At 48.2% G+C, this 15,854-nt stretch carries 13 protein-coding genes; 3 read left to right on the forward strand and 10 right to left on the reverse strand.

Features of this window, described 5'->3' with window-relative positions; all coding sequences use genetic code 11:
• The first annotated feature begins 134 nt into the window (after nucleotides 1-134).
• From JWG88_RS12085 to JWG88_RS12095, 3 genes are read left to right on the forward strand one after another with little or no spacing between them, the layout of a single operon-like run.
• Nucleotides 135-386, forward strand: a complete 252-nt coding sequence (locus JWG88_RS12085) for a DUF4492 domain-containing protein (protein WP_205234029.1) — start codon at nucleotides 135-137, stop codon at nucleotides 384-386.
• A complete protein-coding gene (locus JWG88_RS12090) occupies nucleotides 383-1,933 on the forward strand; it encodes a cytochrome ubiquinol oxidase subunit I (RefSeq protein WP_205234030.1) in 1,551 nt (516 codons plus the stop codon). The genes JWG88_RS12085 and JWG88_RS12090 overlap by 4 nt, the downstream gene beginning before the upstream one ends.
• Complete coding sequence (locus JWG88_RS12095; protein WP_205234031.1) at nucleotides 1,917-3,056, forward strand: cytochrome d ubiquinol oxidase subunit II; 1,140 nt, start codon at nucleotides 1,917-1,919, stop codon at nucleotides 3,054-3,056. The genes JWG88_RS12090 and JWG88_RS12095 overlap by 17 nt, the downstream gene beginning before the upstream one ends.
• Nucleotides 3,057-3,270: 214 nt before the next feature.
• Here the strand turns inward: JWG88_RS12095 and JWG88_RS12100 are convergent, their stop codons facing one another.
• The 10 genes from JWG88_RS12100 to JWG88_RS12145 all read right to left on the reverse strand — a co-directional run bounded on the left by JWG88_RS12100 (nucleotide 3,271) and on the right by JWG88_RS12145 (nucleotide 15,769).
• Nucleotides 3,271-4,680, reverse strand: a complete 1,410-nt coding sequence (locus tag JWG88_RS12100; RefSeq protein ID WP_240194416.1) for a sigma-54-dependent transcriptional regulator — start codon at nucleotides 4,678-4,680, stop codon at nucleotides 3,271-3,273.
• Nucleotides 4,681-4,726: 46 nt separating this feature from the next.
• Nucleotides 4,727-5,788, reverse strand: coding sequence for a protein-tyrosine phosphatase family protein (locus JWG88_RS12105; RefSeq protein ID WP_205234033.1), 1,062 nt, complete (start codon nucleotides 5,786-5,788; stop codon nucleotides 4,727-4,729).
• A 41-nt stretch (nucleotides 5,789-5,829) separates the two neighbouring features.
• Entirely contained in the window at nucleotides 5,830-8,295 is a 2,466-nt protein-coding gene (locus tag JWG88_RS12110; protein ID WP_205234034.1) for a PEP/pyruvate-binding domain-containing protein, read from the reverse strand.
• A gap of 143 nt (nucleotides 8,296-8,438) precedes the next feature.
• The gene (locus JWG88_RS12115; protein ID WP_205234035.1) at nucleotides 8,439-9,056 is read right to left on the reverse strand and encodes a hypothetical protein; all 618 of its coding nucleotides are present in this window, start codon (nucleotides 9,054-9,056) and stop codon (nucleotides 8,439-8,441) included.
• An 84-nt stretch (nucleotides 9,057-9,140) separates the two neighbouring features.
• Nucleotides 9,141-10,847, reverse strand: coding sequence for a sulfite exporter TauE/SafE family protein (locus JWG88_RS12120; RefSeq protein ID WP_205234036.1), 1,707 nt, complete (start codon nucleotides 10,845-10,847; stop codon nucleotides 9,141-9,143).
• 95 nt (nucleotides 10,848-10,942) lie between these two features.
• Nucleotides 10,943-11,383: a hypothetical protein gene (locus JWG88_RS12125; RefSeq protein ID WP_205234037.1), complete on the reverse strand. Its 441-nt coding sequence runs from the start codon at nucleotides 11,381-11,383 to the stop codon at nucleotides 10,943-10,945.
• Nucleotides 11,376-13,103: a GAF domain-containing protein gene (locus JWG88_RS12130; RefSeq protein WP_205234038.1), complete on the reverse strand. Its 1,728-nt coding sequence runs from the start codon at nucleotides 13,101-13,103 to the stop codon at nucleotides 11,376-11,378. The genes JWG88_RS12125 and JWG88_RS12130 overlap by 8 nt, the downstream gene beginning before the upstream one ends.
• A gap of 281 nt (nucleotides 13,104-13,384) precedes the next feature.
• Entirely contained in the window at nucleotides 13,385-13,744 is a 360-nt protein-coding gene (locus JWG88_RS12135) for a response regulator (RefSeq protein WP_205234039.1), read from the reverse strand.
• Entirely contained in the window at nucleotides 13,719-15,305 is a 1,587-nt protein-coding gene (locus tag JWG88_RS12140) for a two-component system sensor histidine kinase NtrB (protein ID WP_205234040.1), read from the reverse strand. Before JWG88_RS12140 ends, JWG88_RS12135 begins: the two co-directional genes overlap by 26 nt.
• Complete coding sequence (locus tag JWG88_RS12145) at nucleotides 15,302-15,769, reverse strand: hypothetical protein (RefSeq protein ID WP_205234041.1); 468 nt, start codon at nucleotides 15,767-15,769, stop codon at nucleotides 15,302-15,304. Before JWG88_RS12145 ends, JWG88_RS12140 begins: the two co-directional genes overlap by 4 nt.
• Between the last annotated feature and the right edge of the window lie 85 nt (nucleotides 15,770-15,854).

Raw genomic sequence — 15,854 nt, forward strand, 5'->3', positions numbered from 1 at the left:
GTTTATCGAACTTTTTAGCCAGCCATCAGACATCGTGGCGACTTTTTACGAAATTATTATTTATGACCGGCAAAAATTCCGATCGCTTTTTCTGTTCTCCAGGGAAACTCTTCAGGATTCATATGGGATAAACGATGCTTGGAAGACTGCAAACCATTATCGATTTTTATGTAGATGGTTTTCGCCGGATGACACTGGGAAAAACCTTATGGAAAATCATCCTCTTGAAACTCATTGTCATGTTTGCCATACTGAAACTCTTCTTTTTCCCTAATTATCTTAATACGAATTTTGAGACAGACCGGCAGCGGGCCGATCATGTGCTGGACCAGCTGACACGGAATAATAATGATCAAAGACGGACTGAAATGGAGGAAACCAGATGAACGAAATTGATCTTGGCATGGTGGACTGGGCCAAGGCTCAGTTTGCCTTGACGGCTATGTATCATTGGATATTTGTACCTTTGACTCTTGGCCTCTCATTTATCTGTGCATTTATGGAAACCATTTATGTGCGCACAGGCAAGGAAGAGTGGCGGAACATTACCAAATTCTGGCTGAAGCTTTTCGGCATCAACTTTGCCATAGGCGTCGCCACCGGCATCATTCTCGAGTTCGAGTTCGGCACCAACTGGTCCAACTACTCCTGGATGGTCGGCGATATCTTCGGCGCACCTCTGGCCATTGAGGGCATATTTGCCTTTTTCCTCGAAGCCACGTTCTTTGCCGTTTTGTTTTTTGGCTGGGACAGGGTTTCCAAGGGGTTTCATCTCTTTTCCACCTGGATGGTCGCCATCGGAGCAAATTTGTCAGCCCTCTGGATCCTGGTAGCAAACGGCTGGATGCAATATCCCGTGGGAATGGGCTTCAATCCCGATTCGGCACGGTTCGAGATGCAGAATTTCTGGGAGGTTCTCCTCTCTCCGGTCGCCATTACCAAATTTACCCATACCACGATATCCAGTTTTATAGTTGCTGCCATGTTCGTCATCACTATCTCTTCCTACTACCTCCTCAAGGAAAGACATGTCGAGATGGCCAAAAAATCAATTATCATAGCCTCGGTTTTTGGTCTGCTGTCCATCGTTCTGACCGGAATGACCGGTGATCAGTCCGCAGTGCTTAACGCCGAAACGCAACCCATGAAGCTTGCTGCCTACGAGGGATTGTATGAGGGAGAACGCAATGCCGGCATAGTTGCGGTAGGTGTCCTGAATCCAAACAAGATTCCGGGTGATTCTGCCGATCCGTTTCTTTTTGAGATAAAGATACCCTCGGTTCTCTCTATGTTGGCAAAACATGATGCCAATGCCTTTGTTCCCGGAATCGAAGATCTGATCTGGGGGAATGAAGCAGAGAATATCGTCGGCGTTGAAGAAAAAATGAAACGCGGCAAACAGGCGGTAACCGATCTGTCGGCCTACAAGGAAGCCCTTAAAGCCAAAGATCAGAAGGGGGCGGAGTTATCTTTGACCAGATTTGACGTCAACAGGGATTACTTGGGATACGGCTATCTTGAAAAACCTGAAGATAGTGTACCGCCGGTACAGACAACCTTCTATGCCTTTCATATCATGGTTTTTCTAGCCGCCTTTTTCTTCCTTATCCCTGCCGCTTATCTCTATTATGCCATGAAGGACACCCTGCAGGAGAAGAAGCTTCTGCTCCGTGTCGGTCTGCTTTCCTTTTTTCTGGCATTGGTATCCTCCCAGGCCGGCTGGGTGGTGGCCGAAGTCGGCAGGCAGCCCTGGATCATTCAGGATATGATGCCCGTGGCACTCGGGGCGACCAATATTTCAGCGGGGAATGTACAGATTACATTTTTTATGTTCGCGGCAATCTTCACGACACTGCTTATCGCTGAAGTCATGATCATGTTGAACCAGATAAAAAAGGGACCGGAGGAGGTATACGATGATAGGCAGTCTTGATCTTGTGCAGTTGCAACAAATTTGGTGGGTGCTGATCTCGGTTATCGGGGGCCTTTTCCTCTTTCTCAACTTTGTACAGGGCGGCCAGACCCTGCTCTGGCAAGTCGCTAAGAGCGAAACCGAGAAGTCGCTGGTATTAACGGCGCTGGGGCATAAGTGGGAGCTGACTTTCACTACCCTGGTTCTCTTTGGGGGAGCTTTCTTCGCGGCATTTCCATTATTCTATGCGACAAGCTTCGGGGGCGCTTACTGGGTCTGGATCTGTATACTGTTCACCTTCATAGTGCAGGCGGTAAGTTATGAATATCGAAGGAAGAAAGGGAATTTTCTCGGCGCACGCACCTATGAGTTTTTTCTGTTGATCAACGGTTCCCTGGGGATACTGCTGATCGGGGCGGCCGTGGGAACCTTCTTCACGGGCTCAAACTTCCTTCTCAATGACTATAACCAGGTTACCTGGACCAACTCGCTCAGGGGACTGGAGGCTGCATTTTCACTCTTTAATCTCTCCCTGGGGCTTTTTCTTGTGTTCAATGCCAGAGTGCTGGGAGCGATGTATCTGGTTAACAGCATAGATTTTGCCTCGCTACCGGAATTTGAAAAGAGATTGCGCAGGGCCTGTATTAATAATTTCGTCTGGGCGCTGCCTTTTCTTCTCTACGTTCTGTTCAGGCTGTTAACCATTGATGGTCATGGTTCCGATCAGAATGGAGTTTTAAGCCTGGTCGCCTTCAAATACCTGCAGAATATGCTGGCAGTACCGGCTATTCCGGTATTGCTGATTGCCGGACTTCTTCTGGTTGTCTGGGGGGTCGTCCTGACCAGCCTGAAATCGAGTACTAAAGGTATCTGGTTCGGCGGTCTCGGCACTGTTCTTGTCGGTCTGGCGGTATTCTTCCTTGCCGGCTTCAACGCTACCGCCTTTTATCCCTCAAATGTCGATCTGCAATCGGGTCTGACCATTTATAATGCCTCTTCGACTCATTATACCCTGACGGTTATGACCTATGTGGCCCTGATGATTCCGCTGGTGCTCGCCTACATCACCTACGTCTGGAAGCAGATGGCCTCCAGGAAGATCGGCGTTGAAGATGTCAGCGGCGATAATACCTACTACTATTGATTTTTAAGGAGATAGCAATGGATCTGGTCCTTTTGATATTCTGGCCGGTGCTGATCTATGTGTCCTACATAGGGAGCGTCTGGGCCTTGAATAAAGCAGGAAAGCTGTAAGACCACCTTGAAAAACGGCCTTTTTACTCAATCTCTTCGGGCAGCTCAAGGATAAATGATATGCACCGCGGATGCCTCCGCGGTGCAGTATGAGGCTTTTCTGGTTACCTGGATTTTCCGGGCTGTTTGAAGTCTGCGGAGGCAATGCCGTAGCGGCGCATGATGCGCTGCAGAGCCTGCCGCTCCAAACCGCAGGCGGCCGCGGCGGCAGTTACATTACCGCCATGGATGGTGAGGATGTTGCGCAGATAGTCTTCTGAAAATCGTTGAATGATTTTAGCCTTTGCTTCATTGAAGTTATAATCATGAAGATCCCTGAACCCGGCAGAATGGTTTTTTTCTGCAGAGGTATCCTGGAACTCTTCCATTATTCCCAGATCGGAGAGCTGCATCCTGCCCTGCGGGGCCACAAGAACGAGCCGCTTTATGATATTCTGCAACTCCCGGATATTGCCCTGCCATTCCCGCTGATAAAGATAGTGAAGTATCTCCGGAGGCAAGGTGAGATCCTGTCGTTCATAGTGTTTTTGAAACTTGGCAAGAAAGTGGTGAATGAGCAGGGGAATATCCTCCTTCATTTCCTTCAATCCCGGCATCACCACGGAAACCACATTGAGGCGATAGAAAAGGTCTTCACGGAATTCACCTGCCTTTATTTTAGCCTCCAGATCCTGATTGGTGGTGGCAACCACCCTGACGTCAACCTTGATCGTCTTGTTCTGCCCCAGTGCCTGAATTTCCTTCTCCTGCAGGACGCGTAGGAGTTTTGTCTGTATCGATACCGGTATGTCGGCGATTTCATCGAGGAGAATGGTTGAGCCGTGAGCTTCAAGAAACAGCCCCTTTTTTTCCTGCATCGCTCCAGTGAAGGCCCCTCTGCTGTAGCCGAATAGCTCACTTTCCAGGACATTTTCAGGCAGAGCCGGACAGTTGACGGTGATCATCCGCTGCTCTCGGCGTCTGCTGAGATTATGCAGCGCCCGGGCTGCGAGTTCTTTACCTGTGCCGCTCTCGCCTCGAATAAGCACGGTGGCATCGGTATCGGCCACCCTGGCGAGCAGATCCAGAGCCTTTTTAAGAGCTGGACTTTGGCCCACAAAACCTTCGGGCTGGTCCAGATTGTTGAGTTTTTCCCGAAGCTGCAAGTTGGTGCGCAATAATGCGGTTCGCTCCAGACAGTTATTAATGACCCTGACGATGCGATCTTTGTCGAACGGCTTCTCCAGAAAATCGAAAGCACCGTCTTTCAGAGCCTGAACGGCCATGTCGATAGTGCCGTATCCGGTCATAACAACAATGGAGATTGTTCCGTCGCGCTTCCTGATTTTTTTGAGAAGTTCAAGGCCGTTAAGGTCAGGCATTTTTATATCCGTAACAACTACATCCGGCCGGTATTTTTCCAAAAGCTGCAGAGCGGTAAGACCAGATTGAGCTGTTATTATGTCACAGGCACATTTTTTGCCTATGACGAGACGCAGCATGGAGAGCATGTCCGGCTCGTCATCAACGATCATTACCAATCTTTCAGATTTCTCTATGATTGTAAGATCTGGAGATATATTATTTCCCGCTTTTTCCATTTGAAACCAGTAGCCTGAAATAGTTTTGGATAAATCTTCCTGATATACTGTCCTGAATAGGTACGGCGGGAGGATTTTTGTCATTGTACTTACCAAAAATATTCAAGAACACCTCCTTCGATAAGCGGGACAGCTCTTCTTTCATTGCGGAAATCTCATTCGGGCTTGCGTCCGAATGCTGGAGGCGACAATGTAACGGCCTATAGCGGTAAAGCAGACAGGTTTTGTCTTCCAGTAGAGGGCAGTTGGTATGTAACTCTGCATCTTCAGCAGAGTCTGCCTCTGTATCGGTCCTCTCCCTGCTCTTGTCTGTGAATTTACGCATTATCTCAGTTCTTTGGAGCACAGTTTGCCGCTGCAAAGTCGTGAGGATGGTATTTACCTTGTGATGAAGGTACAGCGCCTCGATAAGTTCAAGAGAAAAAGAGGGCCGGCAGTTTTGCGGGCAGGCAGCGGAGCAATATGTGGGGGAAGATTGGAATGCAGAACCTGCTGCAGACAAAGCCTCTGCCTTTTCGATGAGGCGCTCATAACGGTCATAAAATTCGCTTAGATCCAGACCACTTCGGTTTTCAGGAGTTGGCTCCCCATATAGCAGCTGTCCTTCCTTTTTACCGAACTTTCTCAACAGCCACCATTGTGAAAAGTTGGTGGGGTTTGCCTGTGTGGCTTTAAGGATTTTGCCGGCTTTCTTTAAATCAAAACCGCGTCGAAGGAGGTAGGCGGTGATAAAAGTACCGGTCCTGCCAATACCGTGACGGCAGTGAATCAGCACTTTTTTATCTAGATAGACAGCTTCATCGAGCCATTCAAGTCCCCTCTCCATTTCTGACATGGTGGGGGCAGTTTCATCGGCAACGGGTATCCACAATACCTCAAGACCGGATTGTTCTTCCAGTTCATGTAGATCACTATATTCTCCGCATAGATTGATTATGGCGCCTATCCCCTGTTCCCTGATGGATTTCAGTTCATCAAAGGACTGAGGGGCTCGCCCTGCGCCTATATTTGCGGTGATCCAGGTGACAGGATAATGAGACATGATATGATTCTAATAATTTTAGGAAAAATGGCAAGCAACTCTCAACCTTCCTGGGAAAATGAGTAGTTTCCTTTAAAAAATTCATCGACGCATTGTGAAACCATCTCTTCGTCCCTGAGCACCATGTCCATAAGCTTTGTAGCTCCAAGAAGACGGCCGAGCATGTCGAGCTTCCGTCTGAGAAGAACATTTTCGATTTTCAGGATCCTCGCCTCAAGCAGATCGCCTTTTTTTTCAACCAGAAAATCAAGCTGTTCAAGAATTTGGGTGAGGAAATTTATGCGCAAAGATCGCTGGTGATAATCACCACCGCCGCCGGCAAAACGCAACATACAGTGATTTTTATCGCTATCTTCACCGCACAATACGTCAACTATAGTGAAGTGATAGCCGAAACGGATATTGAAATGCAGGTAGTCGGAGCCTATCACCGCATAACTGGCAAAAGCAAAACTGTCTTTGCGTGGTGGCACACCACCGGCAAGTTCGATTTTATCATAGGCTTCCCAGTCAAAAGGCTTTTGCTTCCAATGCACGTCCGGATGGCTCAAGCCCTGCCAAAGTGCTTGAAACGGCAGGCAGGTTACCGCCGCCAACGGTGCTCCCTGTTTCGTTAATTTTTCCAAGTCAAGACCACCATCCACATCAAATAGAAATACATCGAGCGATATGTCTGCTATAAGTCTTAAAGCGCCGCGCCCGGTGACCGGCCGACCAGCAGAAAACATGGAAAGCAGTGCCTTTTCATGACAGAATCTAATAATGTCGTGCATTGAGCGGCAGCCTTCCGGCGAGAAGTTTTCATCTTGCGGATCTATGAGTTCAAGGGGAGTTATAAACTTCAATACGTCCTTAAGGGTTTTGTTATATGTGTTTTTTGATGATGAACTTGAATCCTGCCGCAGCAGTGAGTCAACCTTTCCATGGTATACTACCCCTCGGCTGCCGTCCACGGTAACAGTGCTGTCATGTTCAAAGCGGCTATTTGCATCGGTGATACCGGTAAGAAAAGGAATGCGTGACTCACGGGCAACCGTGGCGAAGTGGCTGGCCCTGCTGCCTTTTTGGGAAAGCACGGCAGCAACCCGATGAAGTATTCCGGCGAGATCGGCGGGAGTATTATCCGTAACCAGCACAGCACCCATCGGCATATCCTCAAGGCGACGTCCGTTGCTCAAAAGATATATCCTGCCGCTTCCTACTCCGGATGAACCTCGCTCACAGCCTTCAAGTATAATTTCATGATGCCCGTGCTCTATGATATCGGCGGCGGTACCCTCATTGGGGGTGGCATTATGCAGTTGTCGGGCTTGAAGGATATAGAGCTGTCCGCTACCATCCAAAGCCCATTCTATGTCCTGTAGGTGACCAAACAATTTCTCGATAGCCAAGCCCCAGCGGGTAATTTCGCAGACCTGATCATCGGTAAGAGATGGAGACTCTGTTTCCGGGCAGCGAATTACCGGGGGAGTGTGTCTGCTTATCACATAGTGCTCCGGGATCACAGCGCCGCCAACCAGCTGCTCACCAAGCCCTTTGGTGACGTGAAGATGGAGATGATCCTGGTCCGCATCATGAATTATGCCGCTGGTGTATAGGACACCGCTGTATTCGGCGTTGACCATCTCCTGTACCAGAACAGACATGGCTGTCTCTTCATCGCCGAGTCCCCTGCGGATGCGGTATGAAATAGATTCCGGTGAATATTTCGAGGCGAGAACCTCTTTATAGGCTGAGGTGATATTGTCACGGGTGATGTGAAGCAGCGTGTCATATTGCCCTGCAAAAGAGAATTCAGCATCCTCATTGACGGCGCTGCTGCGCACAGCAACTTCGATCCGGCGGTTGTTTTGCTGCCAGGCATCAACAGCATTGTGGATCTCGCTTTCCAGATCGCGCGGCACTTCGGCCTTGCGAATCAATTCCATAAGGCTTTTCGAAACGTGCTGCAGCGAGTGGTGTGATTCTATATCAACTTGGGCCAACAGAGTGTCAATTTGAGGACGCAGGTCATTATTCTCGATAAAGTAGTGATAACCATTGGTGGTAATGGCAAATCCCGGTGGGACGGGGCAGTCGAGATTGTGCTGCACTATGCCGAGATGTCTGGCTTTGTTGCCAATGTTTTTGCTGTTGGTATTTACTTCCTGCAGGGAGAGGACAAAAGGTGGGCCGGCATCAATTTTCGGGGGAGCGAGTAAAAAGCGAGTATAAAAATCAAACTTTCGATGGTAGTCCTTGAGTGATGGAAAGCGTCCGGGAGCCATGGTGTCGAGGGCATCGATCATACCGGCGACCTCTGCGGAAAAACGGGTGAATCGCAGCCGGATACCGGCTAAATCCAGGTATTGCTCGCCATGAAGAAGTTCCTGGAAATCAGCCATTTGTTCATGACAGTCGATGTCATAGCGCAGCAGTCTTTTCAGGGCCTCATATTTTTCACGTAGAAGTGTCCCGGGCGCAAAGATCCGATAACTCCAGTGCTTGAAAAGAGTGTTGAGCAGCATCTTTTATCTCATAAGGTATAACGCATTTGCAGGAAATGATACGTATTGAGCTGATAATCTCATAAAAAGTTGCCGCGAAGGCTCTCAGATGACAAGCTAAAAAGCTCGATTTACAAGGCACAGGTTTTTGGCAGGTCATCGAATTAACAGTTGGTTTCCTCGGCCTGTCTGTAAAGTGATGTATGCTTCTCGCAACCGAAGTTCCTTAACAGTCGGGCCGCAACAGACCAGAGCAGATAACCTCCAATCAAAGAAATAAAGTACCAGAAGACAGCGCCGATCAGGATCGGTTCCCCGTTGCTTGTTCCCGCCTGCAGGATATAGTCTCTGCCGAAGATTTCAATCATCCGGCTTGGCCTGTAAAACTCGTTGATAAACGCGAAAACAAAAAATATCGGCAGTATCTTGCGGGCTATACCAAGAAGGAAACCTTCAAAAAAATAGTCGTAATAGGCCCGGTTGAGTTCAGCCTGATCGATATTTCGGGCAAGCTTTCGGCCTTTTTCCCGATCCTCCCATTTCATGGCTTCCTGCCGCAATTCAAACCATTGGCGATATTCCTTCTCGAGCATGATATAGCGTTTGGTGATGATCAGCCGGTTGAGAAGTTTGGTGATAGCAACCGTGCACAAAGCCAGCAGGGAGATGACCACAAGCGGGCCGAGAAAATGCAGATTCTGCAGTAGGGCAAAAAGCGTCTGGCCCACGAACTGCATAGCAGCTGCCAGATATTCCCACAATGTGTCAAGAAATGCTTCCATGGTGATAAACTCATTCTTTTGGTGTTTTTACGGTTAAACCGGGAGAGAAACTTTCCCGGCTTAACCTTGTAATCCTATACTACCTTAAATCCAAACTTCAATCTTGAAGAAACGGAAGAACAGGAAGAATAGGGTAAGGGCCAGAACGACCTTCAGCTGCATTTCACTGAACAGCTTCTGAGCGCGGCTACCGAGCATACCTCCGGCAAATCCGCCGATAATGATTGCTCCGGCAAGCACCCAGTCAGGCCAATAGCCGATCATGGCGTAGCCCACGAAGGAACCGATGCTGGAAAAGCATGTACCGATCAGAGAAATAGGTACGGCGACATACATGGGCAGTGCCCCAAGGGTTGTCATCGCCGGCACCAGCAGAAAACCGCCGCCGATACCAAAGGACCGTGAAACAATACCTATTAAGATACCGAGAAAGGCAAAGAGCAGCGGGTTAATTCTAAATTCTTCGCCCCAGAACTTGAATCGGTAATCCATCAACCCGGTTTTGACCGGCTCAATAGAGCCCATTTCCATGGCTTCGCCGGTTTCTTTGGCCTTTTTCACTGCAGCGTTAAACTTTTGGGTCATGGCCTTGATGTTCTTTCGCTTGTTCATGGCCTTTGGTGTCATTTCGGTCAGGGTTTTGATGCCCATTATGACCACCAGGACCGCCAGCCATTCCTTGTAGGCCTGCATCGGCAATAATGCTGAAACATATTTGCCGAGCCAGATGCTACCAATGAAAATACCCACACCGAAGGAGATTCCTACCGGCCAGGCTACCCGTTTTTCAACGACCGCGAAGCGATAAAACGATCCGAGGGGAGAAAAAAGAGTCAAGGCCATATTGGAGGGCTTGAGCACATTGGCGGCATTGACTCCCACGGGACCCATGGTATTGACGACCAATACCTGGAAGGCAGCCATCAGCATACCACCGGCGGCGCCGATCATGGAGAAGTAGGTTCCGACCAGAATTGCACCGATGACAATCCACAGCGGATTCATGTAGCGATACCCTTTTTTCAGCCAGAATCCCTTGCCTTCAAGTGAAAAAGATTCTGCTTTGGTCCCGTTAACATAGACGTCGAAGCCGGTCCCCGGAGGGGTGTGACGAAAGCTCTTGAATGATGCGGTAAAATTACCGGTTGATTTGTCGAGATCAATAGACGTGCCTTTATCCCAGTAGTTGCCGCTGGACTCGTCCTGAAGAACGGTTCTGGAGAAGATAACGATCTTGCCCACCCGGTTTCCTTCCTTGACGATAGTATTTATACCGTATGCGGTTTCGTTGGCCCATTTTAAAAAATTCCACTGATCTGAGGAGCTTATAGGTCCTAGGCCAGCTCTGGCTGTTTCATCGATTGTATCGAAATCGTCTTTAAGCAGATAGCTGTAAGTTGAATAAAGTCCTTTAGTCCTTCCCTTGCCGAGAAAAACCGAAGGGCCGCCGAATCTGGTATCATCAACTCTCTTGCCAAAGGCAGTGGGGTTGGTGGTAAGAATGTAATAGAGCGGAGGAATGGATGTCTCCATGCCAAACTTTCCCTTCTGTGTTTCTTTCGCGAACTTGCTTTCTTCGTGAGGCATATTCGCTTCCGAGGGTTGAAACTCGTCCTGCTGTGCTACGGCTAAATACAATTCCTCCCCTGGTTGTATGCTGCCCTTTATAGTTACGATATCACCGGCTTTACCGTCCGTTGTTACTTCAACTTGAGCAAAGGTGTAGCTTGCTAACAATAAAAATGTAAGACTTGTCAAAACTGCAATAAATGGAATGCGCACAAATTTCATGCTGTTTTCCTCCCTAAAATTAAATGTGTTCGATTTGTGCATACATGCTAATACCGAAGATTTTTAATGAATACCTCCTCTCCTTGAATTAATGATCATGATGGTTTACTTAGCTTCTTGCTCTTAGAGCCGAGCCAGGCGCCGAAAAAGGTAAATATTATCGCCGATGAGGCGCAGATGAAATAACGCTCTCCTTCCACCAGACTTTCCCACGGGCAAAAGATGGTAATAGCACTGCAGCCGGTTACCGTCATTACCAAGGCGATGATGAACAGAGTTGGTCGCTTGCCGGGGTAATTGTCTCCGCCTTTGTCAACCAGACCGTAGCCACTCGCGGCACTATTGAAGGCGATGATAAAAGGCAGGGTATTGGGTAAATCGGAAGGAAATATCACTGCAGCCATAAAGCCCAGCAGGATGATGATGCCTACCATACCGGGTACAGCGGCATAGAAGAAAATTCCTAATGGAGATGCCGCAAAATGTTTCATCTTTTCAACTGTCGTCTGTGCTGCGGAAATGCCCATTTCAATCATCTTTTTCAACTCCCTCTCTATGTGATGTCTTTTTGTTTCTGCTGTGATTGTTGGTTCTTAAAGTTACTATCTTGGTTTTCCCAACATACTCCTGTGATTCATATCCGGTTACAGCCGTCATTGTCTGGATAAGATTCTTCATCTTTCTCATGTTGCGAATGATCATATCCATATCATTGAGTGTTTCCGCGGAGGTCAGCTCATCACGAACTAGTTCGGACATGCCGAGTGCGGTAAAGAGCGGAGTGTTAAGTTCATGGGCCGCGGTGCCTGCCATCTCAATCACTCCCTGAAGTTTCATGCGCTCCATTTTTTCCTTTTCGAGCAGCATTTGGTCGGTGATGTCACGCACCGCCTCGATAATGAATTCTACGTTGCCTTTTTCATCAAGGATGGGAGCGAGATACCGTTCATACCAGGTGTCCCGGTCTCCATGACGGTTTTCTTCTTCAACCTTTATGGGCTTAAGGCTGCAAAGCACCTGATCCAGGAGGCTGTTTTCGTAATCCTCGGTCTGCCATGGTGAAATCATGGTATACAGTTTACCGAGAACATCACCTTCGCTATAACCCTGGGTGGAGAGAAAATGCTTATTTGCCATTATCACCCGTTTGTCCGGATCGACGACCAGAAGCTGCATCCACATTGAATCGAGGATGGTCTGCAGAAAACGTTCATGCTCTTCAATCTGGTTGAAAAGCAGGGTCGTTTGGCGATGGGTTCTGGCCTTTTCGATGGCATTACCACCCTCCTTCGCTGCGTTGACCGCAAAATTGATGTCGCCTGGAGAGAATATGCGGTGCCTGTTGCTGAGCAGGCGCAGCACCCCGATAATCTCCTGATGATTTTTTATGGGAATAGCCAGAATTGATTTTATTCCTTCAGCCTGAATAGCCTGGTGATAGTCGACCCGCGGATCACTGGCGGCATCGTAAATCGCCACCGGTTCGCCCTTCAACACCTTGAAGATGGAATCTTCCCGGCTGATACTGCCCCGGTTGAGGTACTGTTGGGAAAGGCCTGATGCCGCCACCAGCTCAAGCCGGTTGGTGGCAGGGTGGAGCAGGCGGATAGTACAGCCGGTAACTCCAAGAATTCCTGGTAGCTTATCGACGATTGTACTGAGTATCCGATCCAGGTCCAGAGTTGAATTCACCAGTTTAGAGATTTCGTGCTGGGCACGAAAAAAAGCCACCTGGTTGTTCAGCTCCTGGAACATCCTGCTGTTTGAGATTGCCATCCCGACCTGTTCCGCAAGCGACATGGCAAAGGCTACTTCCGATTGGGAAAATTCTCTGGTATCTTTGGTCAAAAGCCGCATCAGACCGGTAACCTGGCCCTTGTAAAGTATAGGAAGAGACATGGCGCTCTTCACTCCTTCCCGGGATATAAAAGCACAGCTGTCATGATCGCAACTTATGTCTATGTCCGTTCGCGCCGTAGGTTCACCCTTCATCAGGGCATTCATCACCTCTGATGTATCTATGGTTGATCTCGAGAGGTATTCATCAGAGACTCCCCAGGCCGCACCCAGAACAAATCTGTTGGTGCCGCCATCAAGAAGCCTGATCGTTGCAGCATCTACTTCGAGCAGAACCGGGAGACGCCGGACCACCAGATCCATGACCTCCTGGGGGTCATGGACACTGCTGATAAGCCGGGTGACTTCCTGGAAAACCTCCAGGTAGTCTTTCTCTTTCTGTCGTTGCTGTTTGCTCATCTATATGTTTTTTTGTAGAAATATATTAAACGGGTTCTTTGCAATGGTAGTGTACAGGCTGCAATGCTACAGGTTTTACATGGGTGGAGCACTTGGCGGCACATGCCGGTGCAAGATCCTGATCAAGACTATCCCTGCTGAAGGTGATCTCAACCTTGGGTACCCAGCGATCCTAGCGTAACGGAGTGCAGTTGATATCCCAGAGGAAGGGGTTGACGGACAGGTGCGGTGCGCCAGCGTCCTTACTCTGGTTACAGATTCAAAGAATTGAAACAGGTTAATCAACGGGCCAGAACCTCCGCCGCTTTGTCTTCCAGTTCCTTTTTATCAATGGGTTTCACGCAATATTCACCGGCGCCGAGTTCCATTGCCTCCCGTGCCGTCTCGATGGTAGGATATCCCGTCAGCATGATGACCTTGATATCGGGACGAATTTTTATCATTTCGGCGAGCACTTGAACGCCGCTCATTTTTTTGAGTTTTATGTCAAGGATAGCAAGATCGACATGGTGATCGCGAACATAATCAATCGCCTCATCTTCCTCTGTGAAGGTCCGGACATTATGACCTTGTCGTGAAAGTATTTTCTTGACCAGGATAACTGCATCCAGTACGTCATCTAATGCCAGTATTTCCGCCATTGTATAGGTTCTCCTCGTTTTCATGGTTGGCAACGCCGGTAGCGGGCAACCTGATATAAAAAGCGCTTCCCTGCATCGGCTCCCTCGTCTCGGGATGCTCCACCGGACTTTTGACGCTGATGGTGCCGCCGTGTTCCTGAATAATACCGTAGGACACCGACAGCCCGAGTCCTGTCCCCTTGCCGACATCCTTGGTGGTAAAGAATGGATCAAAGATTTTGTTTTTAATGGCATCCGGGATACCGGATCCACTATCCATTACCGTGATCACCACTTCCTCCTTGGATGCGGAAGTAATGATGATAATTTTCCCCCCTTCAACCATGGCATATTGGGCGTTGTTGAAGAGATTTATAAAGACCTGGTGCAGCTTTTCGGAATCACCAAAGACCATCGGTAGATTCTGGTCAAATTTTCTAAGTACCGTGACCCCATGGATGTTCAAAGTATGCTCGGTGACTGCCAGTACTTCCTGGATGATGAGATTAATATCCAGGGAGGTCTTGAAACTTTCCGCCTGGCGGGAGAATTTAAGAAGATCAGCAACAATTCTCCGGCAAGCCCTGGTTTGACGTTCAACAACCTTGAGGTTGCTGTAATCCTCTGAGTTTTCATCAAAATCATCCATCAAAAGCTGGGTATAGCCGAGGATGATGCCCAATGGCGTATTGATCTCATGGGCAACGCCTGCCGCCATTTGTCCGACCGACGCCATTTTCTCGTGATTGATGAGCTGCTCGGTGATGGTTTTCAGGCGGGTCATATCCTTGCCTATGCCTTCGCAACCGATCATTTGGCCCTTCTCGTTATAAATGGCGTTTGCTGTGAGTAGAATGTGACGTGTGGGACCATCTTTTCCTTTACATTCCATTTCCAGATCGCTGACAAAGCCATTGTGGTGCAATTCGTCTAAATATTTCAGTAAGTCACTGTCATGGCAGAATAGATCATAAAAATTGACTTTCGTTGTTCCTGGATCTAAACCAAGCAGATTTCTGCCGCTGGTATTGATGCTGGTGATGTCGCCGTCATTGTCGCAGAAATATATGATATCTTTTGAGTTCTCGAAGAAGTTGCGGAATTTCTTTTCCGACTCGGAGAGATTTTTGGTTCGTTTTTCCACCATCTCTTCCAGGTGAGTATTGAGCATCTGCAGCTGCTCCGCACTGTTGGAAAGTCTGGTGTTAGCCTCTGAGAGTTTTTCCGCTTCCGATCTGATGGCTTTATATGCTTGTAGTCCCTTGTGATAATATATAGTTACCGCAGCCGCCGATATCATAAGCATGGTATTGATTCCTCCGGAAAAAGGAGAAAGAAGATGCCAGATATCATTACGATTTCCAAAGATCAGTAAAATTTTGATAATATGGCCTACACCTCGAGACAGAGAAAAGGCCGCCATGGCAATACAGAAATAGAAAAGAAAGCCCCATATGAAGTTGTTTGGCTGCAATCTGATCAGCGACCAGGAATAGCGTAAAGCCAGAAAGGAGAGCGCAATTGCCGTTGCCGAACCCAGGAAGTCAATAATGACTGCAGGGAAAAGAGGAAGAGTGCTCATCTTTTCTCCTCACGAAGGGCGTCATGATAAAATGTTCTGAGACTTATAACCAATGCCCATAATGCGGGAACGAAGAGGAGGTGGTCCATTTTTGTTAAAAAATAGATAACCTTCACGGGGGTTATTGGTCCGGCAATTTGTTCATTCAACGTACCGGTTTGCTGAAAATCAGCTGAAGATAAAGATTCAAAAGCTTCATGTCCAAGAAAAGCGACGATATTCCAGCAGGCAAAAACAAGGCAGAATGTCTGCAGAAATTTCCAGCCCCTGCTTGACAATGCCGTGGTGCGCCTCGTGTGCCAATAGAGATAGAGAAGTGCGACCATGAAAAGAAGGTGGGCCATCTGATGGACATAATTACCTTCGGGTGCACCATGAGACTGCAATGCCCAGGCGTTGTCCGGACCGCTGATAACCATGAGCAGAAAAAATGTGCTGATATGTATAATTTGAATTTTTCTCATAAAGTCCTCATTTGTTGATGGATATAGCAGTAACCGTGCCTGCTCTTCCTGTCTCCGGACAGGAAATAATATAATTTCTATATTT

It is taken from the genome of Desulfopila inferna (assembly GCF_016919005.1).
GTDB classification, from domain to species: domain Bacteria; phylum Desulfobacterota; class Desulfobulbia; order Desulfobulbales; family Desulfocapsaceae; genus Desulfopila_A; species Desulfopila_A inferna.